General features: G+C 48.7%; 12 protein-coding genes. 7 read left to right on the top strand and 5 right to left on the bottom strand.

The annotated features are described in order from the left end of the window. Positions 1-80 precede the first annotated feature (80 nt). From E0496_RS05380 to E0496_RS05370, 3 genes are all read right to left on the bottom strand, one after another. Positions 81-500 carry a DUF1284 domain-containing protein gene (locus E0496_RS05380; protein WP_141500626.1) on the bottom strand — a complete coding sequence of 140 codons (420 nt, stop codon included), beginning with the start codon at positions 498-500 and terminating at the stop codon, positions 81-83. A 93-nt stretch (positions 501-593) separates the two neighbouring features. After that, entirely contained in the window at positions 594-1,112 is a 519-nt protein-coding gene (locus E0496_RS05375; protein WP_141500625.1) for a DinB family protein, read from the bottom strand. A 66-nt stretch (positions 1,113-1,178) separates the two neighbouring features. Beyond that, positions 1,179-3,455, bottom strand: coding sequence for an AraC family transcriptional regulator (locus E0496_RS05370; protein ID WP_241674602.1), 2,277 nt, complete (start codon positions 3,453-3,455; stop codon positions 1,179-1,181). Between the two features lie 173 nt (positions 3,456-3,628). On the opposite strand from E0496_RS05370, the gene E0496_RS05365 reads away from it, so the two are divergent. The 5 genes from E0496_RS05365 (at position 3,629) to E0496_RS05345 (ending at position 10,570) form a co-directional block, all read left to right on the top strand. After that, positions 3,629-5,146 (top strand): extracellular solute-binding protein, encoded by a 1,518-nt coding sequence (locus E0496_RS05365; protein WP_241674599.1) that lies wholly within the window; start codon positions 3,629-3,631, stop codon positions 5,144-5,146. Between the two features lie 739 nt (positions 5,147-5,885). Continuing rightward, complete coding sequence (locus E0496_RS05360; RefSeq protein WP_141500622.1) at positions 5,886-7,445, top strand: extracellular solute-binding protein; 1,560 nt, start codon at positions 5,886-5,888, stop codon at positions 7,443-7,445. 96 nt (positions 7,446-7,541) lie between these two features. After that, a complete protein-coding gene (locus E0496_RS05355) occupies positions 7,542-8,492 on the top strand; it encodes an ABC transporter permease (protein ID WP_141500621.1) in 951 nt (316 codons plus the stop codon). 37 nt (positions 8,493-8,529) lie between these two features. Further along, on the top strand, positions 8,530-9,405 hold the full coding sequence (locus E0496_RS05350) for a carbohydrate ABC transporter permease (protein ID WP_141500620.1): 876 nt from the start codon (positions 8,530-8,532) through the stop codon (positions 9,403-9,405). Positions 9,406-9,454: 49 nt separating this feature from the next. Continuing rightward, positions 9,455-10,570: a glycoside hydrolase family 88/105 protein gene (locus E0496_RS05345; protein WP_141500619.1), complete on the top strand. Its 1,116-nt coding sequence runs from the start codon at positions 9,455-9,457 to the stop codon at positions 10,568-10,570. Positions 10,571-10,743: 173 nt separating this feature from the next. On the opposite strand, the gene E0496_RS05340 is transcribed toward E0496_RS05345, so the two are convergent. Then, on the bottom strand, positions 10,744-11,466 hold the full coding sequence (locus E0496_RS05340) for an amino acid ABC transporter ATP-binding protein (protein WP_141500618.1): 723 nt from the start codon (positions 11,464-11,466) through the stop codon (positions 10,744-10,746). Next, on the bottom strand, positions 11,459-12,964 hold the full coding sequence (locus E0496_RS05335; protein ID WP_141500617.1) for an ABC transporter substrate-binding protein/permease: 1,506 nt from the start codon (positions 12,962-12,964) through the stop codon (positions 11,459-11,461). The genes E0496_RS05340 and E0496_RS05335 overlap by 8 nt, the downstream gene beginning before the upstream one ends. Positions 12,965-13,218: 254 nt before the next feature. On the opposite strand from E0496_RS05335, the gene E0496_RS05330 reads away from it, so the two are divergent. Beyond that, positions 13,219-13,542 (top strand): hypothetical protein, encoded by a 324-nt coding sequence (locus E0496_RS05330; protein ID WP_141500616.1) that lies wholly within the window; start codon positions 13,219-13,221, stop codon positions 13,540-13,542. Continuing rightward, positions 13,512-14,336, top strand: a complete 825-nt coding sequence (gene yidC / locus E0496_RS05325; RefSeq protein WP_141500615.1) for a membrane protein insertase YidC — start codon at positions 13,512-13,514, stop codon at positions 14,334-14,336. The genes E0496_RS05330 and yidC overlap by 31 nt, the downstream gene beginning before the upstream one ends. Positions 14,337-14,351: the final 15 nt, after the last annotated feature.

Raw genomic sequence — 14,351 nt, 5'->3', positions numbered from 1 at the left:
AGCCCAGACAATCAGGGCTCCTTGACAGATGGTAATTACTTTAAACGTAGGGTACTACGTACCCTAAATCCAACTGTAAATTAAACGCCTACCTTGGGAAGAGGGACGCCTTGAGCGACAAGGCCAACGCCTTCAGCGCAAACACCGTACTTCTCCCATGGGCAAGTGGTGCAGAGGCTGCTAATATCTTCAGGCACCATAACAGCAGCTACGCGGCTGCAAATCGCCTGCCAACTGTCCCGCTCGCCTGCACGAAGTCTTAGCTTTGCAAGTACAGCTTCATCTAGGCCATAAACCGTGCCTTCACAATGGTAGGACTCATCCGGCGGATAGGCTTGGCAAACGTCATCCGGCCCTATTATAATTTCAACCACAGTGTCAGGTTTGGTACGCAGCGTTTCATAAATGATGGTCATATTGGCGCAAAAATCCTCGGAATACCCCATGCCCCGAAAACCGAGAAGGCATAGCAGATGGTGGCCGCGCAATCGAATTGTCATCACTTTACCGCTCCTTATGCTGAAAAGAATATGTTAACCATTTTAGCATAAGCGTAAGTTTACATATATATTTATTTCCTTAGATGACAACGTTTAATGGCTCAAATATTTGCTTTGAATTAATTTCCAGTGATGCAGCTCATGTCCGGCAATAATATAAGCTAAAGCTCTGGCTGAGATCGGGGCATCGTTCGCTGTTCCGGTACGCTGCCATGCCACTTCGGATAAACCGCGCAACAGCGCAAGCGTAGCTTTGCGGACAGAAATATAATCCTCAATAATTTGTGACAAGGTCCAATCCTGAAACGTGGAGCCGTTCATAAATTCATCCTGGTCATAGCCCGCAAGAGGCGTTTGGTCTCCACGCGCAATGCGAAGCAGGCGATAGGCCATGACGCGCTCGTTATCGGAGATATGTCCGATAACCTCTTTCAGCGTCCACTTTCCCTCAGCATAACGATAGTTTGACTGCTGTTCGGGAATGTCAGAGAGCAGCTCAGTCGTGCTGGTCAGCTGTTTCGTTAGAATTTCAATGATTGATTCTTCTCCAACCAAGCCAATATATTGCTCATAGTAGGGCAAATATTCTTCTTTAGACGGTCTCTGTGGCATGTGTACAGCCTCCTACTCAAATTTAAAAGCATATTTTTTTCCAAAAGCATGTACTCTCTTTATCGGTTATCCGTTCCGTTTTTTATAGCGGTATTGCCCAGGCGTCATCCCTTCCTGTTTACGGAAGGAGCGAATGAAATTTTGTGAATTGTTGTAGCAAAGCTTGGCGGCAATGTCCTTAATGGGCATTTCGCTGTCTTCCAGCCATCTCTTTGCCATCTGGAAACGGTAAATCGTCAAATATTCGCTGAACGAATAACCCGTTTCCTTGCGGAAAACGCTGCTCAAGTAGTTCGCATTATAATGAAGGCGTGAGGCGCATTCTTCCAGCGTGAGATCGGTATCGTATTGGTGCTGCACAAGATCGATTATTTTCTCGGAAATGTTATGGTATTGCGCTTCTTGACGGTCCTTGAAAATTTTAATCATCGGATAAACGACCCTAGTCCAGAACCAGTCTTCAATCTCCGCCGTGGTATGAAGCTCCAGCAGCTCCTCCAGCAGTGACCCCTTCATGGGGTGGATCTGAGTTAAGCTGACACCGGATTCTTGCATAATAATCAGCAGGTTATTGAGCAGCCGGGCAAGGGGGATTTGGTATTCCTGCGGTGACAATTCAATCGCAAATACGGCTTGCAAGAAAACGCGAAGCAGCTCCTTCGACCTGTCTTTGTCGGCGAGCTTGATCGCATCCATAAGCTCATTCTCCAGATGGGCTGGATAGTTGAGATTCAAATAATGTTTGCCCTCGTTCACGTTCTCATACTGGATGATGATGCCCTCGCCTAATTTGATCCGATGCTTGAGCGCTTCAAGCCCTTCCCTATAAGCGATAGGAAGAGAAGAGAAGGAAGAAAACGGGAGGCTCATGCCGATGCTGACCTGAACGTTCAAATAGCTTGTAATCTGCTGTTGAAGATGCTCGGTTATTGCGTATTTAGCATTATGGAAAGCCTCGGCATCGGGCTCTGCGCTTCCGATAATCGTGACGATCGTTTGATCCATAATTATAGGCGCAAGGCGCTGATCGGATGGGATGAGCTCCTCAAGCATGTTATGCACGGCAAAAAGCAGCAGCTCCAGGTCGTTTTTGGAGTAGCGGCTGTGATCGGGAAAATCAATTTGGAGTGTAATGGCCGCCATCGTTCTCCACGCTTTGAACTGCTGGCTGTAGCCGAATTGCTCTAGCCGCTCGGAAATTTCACTAGGCTTGACCGTCCCCTGGAAGGCTTTCATAAAGAAGAAAGTGCGTACCTGCTGGAGGTGTTGATGTACTTCCTTCTCCAGCTCGGTCTTAGACTGGAAGAGATGCGCGACACGCTCGCCGATCGCTTGGAACTCATTGGTTTTCCGCTTCCGAATATCCGTTGGACGTTCACCGATCTGGTTCAGCAGCAGTTGGATGGGCGAGTACATGCGGCGTGAGCCGATCCAAGCTAGAAGCATAGATAGGAGCAGCATAAACAGGCATACGTAGAGAGTGTACGTGCCGATTTTGTTGGATTCCTTCGTCATGGCGGAGATGGAGGTCGTCGATAAATAAGTCCAGCCGTTAAGCTCGGAGCGGAAGTAGGTTACGGAGTAATTATTTTGCTCCACAGCAGTCGTGAATTGACCGGAGGATTCGTCCAATTGCTCGGGCATTATTCCGCTTACGGCTACCGGCTTGCCAATCAGGGATTGATCCTGGTCCAGCAAAATACGGTTTTGATCATCCAGAATCATTATATTGGAGAAATGATCCCCCTTATTGTCGAGCAGCTCCTGCAGGCTGCAGGTCGGGATATTGGCAAGTGCCAAGCCGTACTTTTCAAGCCCGTTCGTCGGCAGCTTCTTGACGAGGCTGATGCTGTAGGCGCAGGCTTCGCTGCCCGCGGCTTCCTCGCTATAAAACCATTTGGACGGATTCAGTACCCAAGTGGTGCCTTCAGGGACTTGCATCAAACCGGATAGCTGTTCATAATAAGCATACTGTTCGAAGGAATAGAGACCCGAGTTTTTAATCATCCAGTTATGGCGCTCATTGATCAGCACCACATCCTCGAGCTTGGTGTCGAAGGATTGCATATGCCGAATTTCACTTCTAAGGTCGTCGTACATGACAAACTCATTAACCGTTAATGGCTGGTTCATCGCTTTTTTCAGTACCGTCGAGTTAATGACCTGATTTAGCGTATGGTTGACAGTCGTCAATTTCTGCTCTACATTTGAATTAATTTGCATAATCAGCTGCATTTTTCCTGAGTTTACATTTTTCTGGATTTCGTTGGAGGAAGTTGCGTAAGAGAAGGCGCCAATAAAAATAACCGGAAGCGTGCTGAGCAGAAAGCCGTAGATCGTCATTTTGCTTAAAAAGGTTAAGGACCGCACAGCTATCAACACCTTATCTGGGAATGAGAGAGCATTAGCTTTATTTTAGTAAACGCATACATTTTGAGCAATAATCATCTGGCTTGCAGATGATCATTTCCTTAGATTATGAGGAGAAAAGGCTGATAACACAAGGAGGATTACCGTTGGGAAATGATTCTTCACATGCAAGGCCAGCTCTTATCGTACGTATTCTCGCTGTGCTGCTTATTCTCTTTCTATGCTCCTCCTGTGCCTCATCTACCGCTGGGAACAAGAACGGAAGCAGCAGCTTACCCGTCATTTCCATTATGGCGCCGCTGCATTTTCCCCACCCGCCAAGTCAAGAAATTATTGCGGAAGTCGAAGTTTTAGCGAAAGTGAAACTGGATATCAATTGGGTTCCCGACGGCATTTATACAGATAAAATGAATACGGCGTTGTCCACAAACTCATTGAAGAAGGCGACGTTCGTGAAGCATACGGACTATATTTTTGTGAAAAATGCAATACGCTCCGGCTCGTTTTGGGAGATTGGCTCCTATTTGGAGAGATTCCCGAATTTAAGGCATCTGGACGCGGATATACTTGAACAAGCTGCTATTGATGGGCAGGTCTTTGGATTATATACGGAACGTCCTTCATCGAGGCAAGGCATTATTATTAGGGAGGATTGGCTTGACACTCTAAAGCTGAACAAGCCAGAAACACTTGAAGACCTCTATGAGGTCATTAAGCAGTTTACGCTGAGCGACCCGGATGGCAACGGCCAGCAGGATACGGTTGGGCTGGCGGATCGCAATGACTTGGTGTTCGGCGCATTTAAGACGCTAAGCTCTTATTTCGGTACGCCCAACAATTGGGGTATCGTAGACAAGAAGGTCATTCCGGAGTTTGAAACCGCACCTTATCTGGAGACGATGAACTTCATGAAGCGGCTGTATGATGAGAAGCTGATGAACGCGGATTTTGCGGTAACGAGCAAAGATATGCAGCGGGACCAAATTATCCGCGGAGCTGCGGGCGTTTATATTGGAAGCATGACCGATGTGCAGCGTCTGTCAGACGAGGCAAAGCAGATTAATCCGAAGGCTCGCTTCACGCTGGTGAACAGAATCCAAGGACCCGGCGGTTTCCATATATGGTCGATACCTAACTATAACGGTCTTTATTTATTCTCGAAAAAGGCGATCCGTACGGAAGCGGAATTGCTGGAGCAGCTTGCCTTCTTCGACCGCACCATGGACAAAGAGCTTTCTAATCTGATGCGATACGGAATTGAAGGAAAGCATTATACGCTGAGTGGTGAGCAGGTTCAGCTTCCCGAAGCAACCTCGCAGCTTCGTGTAACGGAGGTAAATGCGCTCTATCCACTCATGATTGCAGATCTAAGCAACCCTAACCTGTTAAAGGTAGCTGAGAAGGAGTCCATGTGGGAGCTGGCGGATCGTCTAAGTGCGGACAATAATAAGTTTATCGTTAAAGATCCGACGATTGGTCTGGAATCCAAGACGTACGATGAGAAGAGCATGGAGCTGAACAAAATCATCTCCGATGCTACCTACAAATATATACTTGGCCAAATTAGTGCTGATGGCTTCTATCAGGAGGTTGACCGCTGGAAGCGCAGTGGCGGCAGCCAGATGATGGCTGAGTATACGGATGCCTACTTTAAGAGGGAATAAGGTTTCATTTGAACAGCAGCTTCGGTTGAGCAAAAAAAAGAGGAGTCTGGCTGTCCGTTAGGGCAGGACGATTGCTCTTTTTTTTCTTGCCAATTTGGATGGAGCAAATGAATGCGAGTCGGGACTAATGACATATTATGAGTATTAAGTTGCATATCATAAGTCGATATATGTTATTATAATGATACTTTTGTCTCATTTAATCGAAATTTGTTCAGAAAATGTACAGTGGCATTTTATATAATAAAGATAATGTAAGTAATTCATCCTATATCCTAATCTAGACAACATGGAGTGTGACTTGAAATGAAAACGGAAATTTTCAAAGAAATACATAAGTTTAGCCATGACGATGAGTGGAGATACCGATTGCTTATCAGAGGCATTCAAAACATTCAGGAGGAGAAAAAAAGCCAAGGTTTCTTTAAGAAGCTCGAGAGAAGGTTCGTTCGAAAGTATAAAAGGATAAAAGTTTCCGCATGGAAATAAACATATAGCAGTGAACATTAACCGAGGGTGAAGAGCGATCTTCACCCTTTTTGCGTTGTCATCAAATCCACTTGGACGAACATGAATATAAGTATGTGCAAGTGTGGGTGTCATCTTCTTCAGCCATAATCATTCCATCAGATACGTCGCCGAAAGCGGGTGATATGAGGGAATGATTATTTCGGCATCGCCCATTGGCATGGTAGCTTGAAGGCGTAGCAACCAAATCGTAGATGGAGGTCAACGCTGTATGAAGAAAAAATCGTTTTCGATTCTGATGGGCATGGTTTTGACATTTAGCTTATTGCTGGCAGCTTGCTCAGGTGGCAACAAGGGCGGCAGCAACAATCCTTCAACGGCACCAAGCAACGACACCGGCGCAAAGACAGAAGAGACGGCCAAGCCGGCAGAAGCGGAGAAACCTACAGAAATTACGATCATGCTTCCGCTTAATATTGCGGAGACTCCACCAAATACGATTAAGAATGAGCTGGAGAAGCTGACAAATACGAAGCTTACTTACCAGTTCTTCCCTGCAGACACGTACGAAGAGAAGCTGAATGCTTCCTTCGCTACAGGCTCGCTGCCGCAGGTAACGTATCTGAAAAATCAGGCGACCTTCGTACAAATGAAAGAAGCGATCCGCGAAGGACAGTTCTGGGAAATCGGGCCGTATTTGAGCGAGTTCCCAAACCTAGGCAAGCTTAAGGAAGAGATTTTGAACAATACGAAGGTGGACGGCAAGCTGTACTCGGTGTATATCGGCAGGCCACTCGCTCGCCAAGGCATTATTTACCGCAAGGATTGGGCGGATAAGCTGGACATTGCCGCACCGGCCAATGTAGATGAGCTGTTTGCCATGATGGAGAAATTTACAACGGGCGATCCGGACGGAAATGGCAAGCCGGATACGATTGGTTTGGCTGACCGGAATGATCTTATCTATGGCGCATTTAAAACGGCATCCGCATGGTTCGGCACTCCGAACGGTTGGGGGGAGAGAGACGGCCAACTCGTACCTGATTTTACGACTCCTGAATATACGGCAACGATGGATTATATCAAAAAAATTCGTGATGCCAAGGCGATGAACGTGGATTTTGCAGCGACAAGCAAAACCGATCAAGTCAACATGTTTACAAGCGGCAAGGCTGGTGTCTATATCGGCTCCATGCAGGATGTCGATTCCCTTGTGAAGGATTTGGTCAAAAACGTACCGACAGCCGTCGTTGATACGCACAGCATGATTGCCGGTCCTCAAGGACAATTGGCCTCTTGGTCGATTCCTGGCTACAACAATGTAGCGCTGTTCCCTAAATCTGCAATTAAAGATGAAGGAGAATTGAAAAAGATTTTGGCATTCTTCGACAAGCTGATGACACCGGAAGTATCCAACGTGATGTACTGGGGAATTGAAGGCACTCATTACACAGTCGTAGATGGCAAAGCTAAAGCTTCTTCAGATAAAGAGCTGACTGAGCGCGAGGTGAAAGGCTACAAGGACAGCGTCATCGGCGAGCCGGAAACAAACGGCATGTATGAGGGTTTTCATGAGCTTCCTGCCCGTATTCATGCGGAGCAGCTCATCGTGGAAAACGAGAAGATAGCGGTAGCCGACCCTACTGCGGCGCTGGATTCGCCAACGTATACGGAGAAAGGAACAGGGCTGCAGGATTTGATCAAGGACGCGACTTACAAATATATTTACGGCTCGATCGACAAGGCTGGGTTCGACAAAGCGGTCGAGGACTGGAAGAAACGCGGCGGGGCTCAAATTATTGAAGAGTACAATGCAGCCTACAAAAAATAGAACGCAGCACCTGCTGCAAGCACAATAGCGATGCCTTGGAGATTGTCCGGACGTCCGGGCAATCTCCAAAACCTCCGGTGGAAAGGAAGATCCCGTATGCAGGAAACGGTTATTCAGCAGGCAAGGGTACCACAGCCTCGAACTAGCGAGCTTAAAAAGCGTCTATGGAAAAATAAATGGCTCTATGTCATGCTGCTGCCGGGAGTGTTCTATTTTATTATTTTCAAGTATATTCCAATGTTAGGTCTTGCAATTGCTTTCCAAGATTATAAGCCTTTCAAGGGGATTGGCGGAAGCGATTGGGTCGGCCTTAAGCATTTCGAGCGTTTGTTCACCGAGCCTGACTTTTTGAACATATTGACGAATACGCTGTTGTTGTTTGGCATGAATTTATTATTCTTTTTTCCGGTTCCGATTATTTTGGCGTTAATGCTGAATGAGGTACGGTTATCTTTTTTCAAAAGAACGTTTCAGACGCTTGTTTATTTGCCTCACTTTATGTCATGGGTCATTATCGTGTCGATCAGCTTCGTGATGCTGACGTCGGACGGCGGAATTGTGAATGAGCTGCTTGCGTATTTTGGATTCGAAAAAGTCAATTTCCTGCTCAGTCCCGAGTGGTTCAGGCCAACGTATATCATTCAGGTCATCTGGCGGGAAGCGGGTTGGGGAACGATTATATATTTGGCGGCCATCGCCTCTGTTGATCCGGGCTTGTATGAGGCAGCACGTATGGACGGTGCCGGCCGGCTCAGGCAGGTGTGGCATATTACGCTGCCGGCGATCCGAAGCGTCATCATTATTTTGCTCATTTTGAAAATAGGCGATGTGCTGGAGCTGGGCTTCGAGCATGTCTATCTGCTGCTGAATTCCATGAATCGGGATGTTGCTGAAATTATCGATACCTATGTGTATACGGCAGGGCTGCGGCAAGGTCAGTTCAGCTACAGCACCGCGATCGGCTTCTTCAAATCGTTTATTGGGCTCGTGCTTGTCATGGCAGCGAACCGGCTGGCTAAGAAGATGGGCGAGGAAGGCGTGTATTAAGCTTGGGCGTAGCAACAAAACTTAGGGAGGGTTCAGCATGGTAGAGGACAAAACGCTCAGCGGCCGGCTTTTTTCGATAGTGAACTTTACGCTACTCGCCATTATAGCGCTTGTGACGGTGCTTCCGTTCCTGCATGTCGTTGCCGGATCGTTCACGACAAGCGCCGAGATGGCGATGAAAAAGTTCATCCTTGTACCAACCATTTGGAGCTTTGATGCTTATAAATTTATTTTTTCGACCAATACGATATTCCGCGCCATGTCGGTATCGACGTTTATTACGCTGTTCGGTACGGTATTCAGCATGCTGACTACGGCACTGATGGCATACGGGCTCTCGCGCAGAGATCTCGATGGGCGCAAGGCCATCATGTTTCTGGTCGTCTTTACGATGCTGTTCAGCGGAGGGTTGATTCCGACGTTCCTTGTCGTGCGGGAGATGGGGCTGATCGACAGCTATGCTGCGCTCATTATTCCCTCGGCGATCAGTGCGTTTAACCTTATTATTTTGAAAAACTTCTTTCAAAATATTCCCGAAGGCTTGGAGGAATCGGCAAAAATTGATGGCTGCAGCGACTTCGGCATTTTGTTCCGCATCGTGCTGCCGCTGTCGATGCCTGCGATCGCAACGATATCCCTGTTTTATGCGGTGACCTACTGGAATACGTATTTGAGCGCCATTCTGTATTTGGATGACAGCGCCAAATGGCCGATCCAGGTACTGCTTCGCCAGATCGTTGTCCTTGCGAGCGGACTCGATTACAGCTCCGATCTGGATGCTGCCGTGCCTCCGCCCGACCAGACGGTGAAGATGGCGGTTATCGTGGTAGCTACGCTGCCGATTCTCATCGTCTACCCGTTCCTCCAGAAGCATTTTGCCAAAGGTGCGATGCTTGGTTCTATTAAGGGCTGATGCCGGGAGAGTATGCGTATGCTGATAAAAAAAGAAGAGGTGCTCAACGATGACAGAAAATTCAACGATAGCTTCGCCGATAAAATGGGCAAGAGCGGCTTGCGATTCTTTAATGGACGCCTACTTGCCGGAGGAGCTTCCGCCTGCAAGGCGCTGGCATTACCATCAGGGCGTGTTTCTTTGCGGCATGGAGCTGCTCTGGCAGGCAGGCGGCGAGGACCGCTACGCTGCTTACATCAAGCGATATGTGGATCAGCTCATTGATGATCACGGCAATTTCGATTTCGCCCGCGATGAGCTGGATGCGATTCAGGCAGGATTGCTGCTGTTCCGTTTGGATCAGGAGGGCGACAGCCGAAAGTACCGCATCGCAGCGGATAAGCTCCGCAGCCTGTTCCATACGCTGAACCGCACCTCGGAGGGCGGCTTCTGGCATAAGGACAAGTACGCCTACAATATGTGGCTGGATGGCTTGTATATGGGCGGCGTATTTGCGTTCAAATATGCTAACGCTTATGACGAACCAGATTTGCGCCAAATGGTGCTGCACCAAGAGCAGCTCATGCGGCAGCATATGAAGGACGAGCGGACAGGACTGCTTTATCATGCGTGGGATGAGAGCAAGCAGATGCCTTGGGCTGATCCCGAAACCGGCTGTTCGCCCGAGTTTTGGGCAAGGTCGCTCGGCTGGTACGGGCTGGCGTTAGCGCAGTTCATGGATGAAATTCCGGTCGGAGCCGAGGGGCGTGCAGAGCTGGAAGCAGTGTTGTCAGAGTTCTCGGCGGTGCTAGTAAAGCATCAGGATGCCGCGAGCGGATTGTGGTACCAGGTCGTGAATAAAGGGCACTTAACGGATAATTGGCTGGAAACATCGGGGACCTGCTTATTCGTTTATACGCTTGCGAAGGCTTATAAGCTTGGGCTAATCGGCGAGGAAGGCTTGGCTGCGGCAAGGCGAGGGTACAAGGGGCTTGTGAGCGTGGTGAAGTCAGACGAACAAGGACGGTTTGTTTTGCCGGATATTTGCATTGGCACCTCAGCAGGCGATTATGAAAGCTACGTGACACGGCCAACTTGCGAAAATGATCTGCACGGCGTCGGCGCTTTCGTGATGGCGTGCGTGGAGATGGAAGCTTTGATGAGAGAAAATGATAAGAGAAAATGATAAGAACATATGCTTCTTCCAAGCGGCAGCGCCTTGCAGGGCAAATTCTGAATCATAACGAAGAAGCCTTCTAACTGACATCTTCGTCGGTTAGAAGGCTTCTTCTCGGCAGCTATCGTAATGGATGTAACTCGAGTAGGTTTGTTCTGCGGCATAGTACAGAACCCGCTCTATTAAAGCACCTGCTCCAAAAACCGTGCAGCACGCTCGCTTTGCGGCTTGGTAAAGAACTGCTCGGGCTTCGTCCGTTCCACGAGCTTCCCTTGATCCAGGAAATAGATCGTATCCGCCGCTTCGCGGGCGAACTTCATCTCATGCGTGACGATCAGCATCGTCATGCCGGTCTCGGCAAGGCCGCGAATGACGGACAGCACTTCCTTCACCATTTCGGGATCAAGCGCCGAGGTCGGTTCGTCGAACAGCATAATGTCAGGCTCCATGGCCAGACTTCGAGCGATCGCTACGCGCTGCTTCTGGCCGCCGGACAAGCGGGAAGGGTAGCTGTCGGCTTTGTCCAGAAGGCCTACGCGAGCAAGCAGCTCCTTCGCCTTAGCCTGCGCCGCTTCTCGTGGCAAACCTTTCACCTGAATGGGCGCAAACGTAATATTATCCATGACCGTCATATGCGGAAACAGGTGAAAATGCTGGAACACCATGCCGATCCGCTGGCGGACGCGGGCGATATCTGTTTTCTGATCAGTAATCGCGGTGCCATCGATCGTAATCACGCCAGAGGTCGGCGTTTCAAGCATATTCAAGCAGCGGAGAAAGGTGGATTTGCCTGAGCCGGAAGGCCCGATCAAGGCAACCACCTCACCTCGGTCTATGGTTGTCGTTATGCCTTTCAGCACTTGGTTTTTGCCAAAGGACTTCGTCAAGTCGGTTACATTAATCACTGCGGCGCAGCCTCCTTTCAAGTCTATGGGCAAGTGCCGTCAAGACGAGCACGAGTACGTAATAAATAGCGGCAATAAACAACAAGACTTCAATGGACTTGAAGGTTGCCGAACGAACGACGTCAGCCCGGCGCATTAAGTCGGCAACGCCGATGACGGATACGAGCGACGATTCCTTGAGCAGCGCAACGCATTCATTCACAAGCGCAGGCAGAATGGTACGCAGCGCCTGAGGGAAGATGATGCGGAGCATCATCGTGCGGTATGGGACACCGAGTGCGATAGCAGCCTCGCGCTGCCCCTTGTCCACCGCCATGATGCCGCCGCGGATGGTCTCTGACAAATAAGCGGAGGAATTGAGACCGAACGCAAGCCCGGCTGCCATCAACGCGGGAATATCGTAATGGAAAATTTGCGGCGTTGCATAGTAAATAATCGTGAGTTGGACAAGCAGAGGCGTTCCGCGAAATACCGAGGTGTAGGCGGTCGCGAACCATTCGAGCGGCTTAATGCCGGATATTTTAAACAGCGACAATATGGTACCCCATACGAGTCCAAACAGTGCTGAAACGAGCGTAAAGAGCAGCGTGACATAAACGCCTTTTAATATATAAGGAATATAGCCCTTGAGCACGCTAAAATCGATGTTGAGATTCAGCAGCAAACTGGACTCCTTCTCCTTGTCGGGAAACCATTTGTCTACGATGCGGTCAAGCTCTCCGTTTGCTTTCATGTCCGCCAGTACGCCGTTAAATTCGGTGACAATGGGCGATTGCTTAGGAAAAGCCAGGGCATAGCCGTTGTCAGCCGACTCGGCTGGCAGGAAATTCATGACCAATTCGGGGTTGAGGCTGGTCATCTCCAGAGCAACAGCATCCTCAACGATGGCGGCATCGATCCGTCCGGAGTTCAGCTCCTGAATCAGATCGGGAATTTTATTGAGCTTCTTGAGGACAGCCCCTTCAATCGTTTCGGCATATAAATCCTGCGTGGAACCAAGCTGGGTACCGACTCTTTTGCCGGCAAGCGATGCTTCCGTTTCTAATGGCGCCGATTTTTTGGAAACGATCGTATTGCGGGCTGCGTAATAGATATCAGAAAAATCGACGTTCTTCTTACGATCCTCCGTTGCGGACATCGCTGACATAACGAAGTCAACGCGGCCGGTTTGCAGAGAGGCAATTAAACCATTGAAATCCATGTTTGCGATTTCCAGTTCATAACCGAGCTGGCTGGTGATATACTTGGCAATATCGATATCTAGTCCGACGATCTCGCCGCTGTTTTTGGCATCTACGCTTTCGTAGGGCGGATAATCGGCTGAGGTTCCAAGAATGAGCTTTTTTTTCTGGCCGTCCATAGGCGAGGTGGCCGCACTTTCCGCGTGCGCGGTCGATGAGCCTTCTTGGCCTAAAGGAATGGCTTGCCCCAGCGTAAGCAGGAGGAGCATAACGAGGATAAGCGACAAATAAATGCGGTTGAACTTTTTTCGTATCATGATGTCCTCTTTCTTCTAAGTTGATTGTTCATCGCCATGAAGCGCCTTACGAGCGGAGTTAGCTCCATTCGGGCAGCCGCCGGCGCATGCAACTTAGAAATTATATGGTGTTCGCCATCTATTTGTAAATAACCAGCTTCATCGGAGTTGTAACACATTTGTGCTGACTGGGCTCGTAATTAGCTGAGATTTACTGATATACTATCCAGATAGGATCAAAAGTATTTTGATGGACAGGAAGGGAGGTGAATACATTGTTTGAGTTTGAACTGCATGATATCGTGCCCTATTTGATTTCGCTTAGTCTGCTTTGTTCGTTGGCCTTTGCCTTTGCTACGCATTTGGATCTTGATGTGTATGCCTATTGGGAACGAAGCCAAATGTTAACCGTAATGTTCGTATTGATGCCACAGGTACTTATCCGAACCGTTCCGCTGCATCACTGGTTAGCCAGGAAAGTGAAGCGGAAGGAATCACCGGATGACGACATAGCAGACTGCTCCGCCTCGTTTGTTGCGCCATTTTCAAACAAACGAGGAGGATTTTTATGCAAACGGGCAATGTATTCACTTCTTTAAAATATAAACGGGTTATGATGGCAGGTTTGATGCTGCTGGGCTTGCTGCTAGTGAGCGGCTGCAGCACGGCTACAGGTACGATCGACGGCAATACGCCAGGTATATTCAACCACTACGTGATTTATCCATTATCCGCGGTACTACAGTATTTAGCGGACATGTTCCAAGGGAATTACGGTTTTGCGATTATCGGAATTACGTTGATTATCCGTTTGGTGCTATTGCCGCTTATGATGCGCCAGTACCGCTCGCAAAATCAAATGAAAACCAAGATGGCCATTCTTCAGCCTGAGCTGAAACAATTGCAAGATAAATACAAAAACAAATCGGATGCGGAATCCAAGCAAAAGCTTCAACAGGAAACGATGCAGCTTTATCAGAAGCATCAGGTTAATCCGCTTGCCATCGGCTGCTTGCCAATGCTGATTCAAATGCCGATCCTTATGGGCTTGTATTCAGCTATCAAGCTGACGCCGGAGCTTGCGGATCACTCGTTCCTATGGTTTAAGCTAGGCTCGCCCGATATTGTGCTGCCGATCATTGCAGCCATCGTTTATTTTGTGCAATTCAAGGTTTCCCAAACCACGCAGCCGAATGCAAACGCCGCTCAACAGAAGCAGCTTGCGTTCATGGGCTACTTGTCGCCGATTCTGATGGGCGTATTCGCTCTATCGGCGCCTGCAGCCATCTCGCTGTATTGGGTAACTGGTGGCCTATTCATGATTGCGCAGTCTTATCTAGCCAAAAAAGTGTACGCGCCAAAGGTGGAGGTCGCACTCAAGGGCAGCGTCTAATACGAAGGAGACGAT

This window comes from Paenibacillus luteus (assembly GCF_006542765.1).
Taxonomy (GTDB): Bacteria; Bacillota; Bacilli; order Paenibacillales; family Paenibacillaceae; genus Pristimantibacillus; species Pristimantibacillus luteus.
This window is presented reverse-complemented; position numbering and strand designations above follow the sequence as displayed.

Coding starts and splice junctions, on each gene's coding strand:
- E0496_RS05380 (WP_141500626.1), bottom strand. CDS start 500: ATGACAATTCGATTGCGCGGCCACCATCTGCTATGCCTTCTCGGTTTT.
- E0496_RS05375 (WP_141500625.1), bottom strand. CDS start 1,112: ATGCCACAGAGACCGTCTAAAGAAGAATATTTGCCCTACTATGAGCAA.
- E0496_RS05370 (WP_241674602.1), bottom strand. CDS start 3,455: ATGACGATCTACGGCTTTCTGCTCAGCACGCTTCCGGTTATTTTTATT.
- E0496_RS05360 (WP_141500622.1), top strand. CDS start 5,886: ATGAAGAAAAAATCGTTTTCGATTCTGATGGGCATGGTTTTGACATTT.
- E0496_RS05355 (WP_141500621.1), top strand. CDS start 7,542: ATGCAGGAAACGGTTATTCAGCAGGCAAGGGTACCACAGCCTCGAACT.
- E0496_RS05350 (WP_141500620.1), top strand. CDS start 8,530: ATGGTAGAGGACAAAACGCTCAGCGGCCGGCTTTTTTCGATAGTGAAC.
- E0496_RS05345 (WP_141500619.1), top strand. CDS start 9,455: ATGACAGAAAATTCAACGATAGCTTCGCCGATAAAATGGGCAAGAGCG.
- E0496_RS05335 (WP_141500617.1), bottom strand. CDS start 12,964: ATGATACGAAAAAAGTTCAACCGCATTTATTTGTCGCTTATCCTCGTT.
- yidC (WP_141500615.1), top strand. CDS start 13,512: ATGCAAACGGGCAATGTATTCACTTCTTTAAAATATAAACGGGTTATG.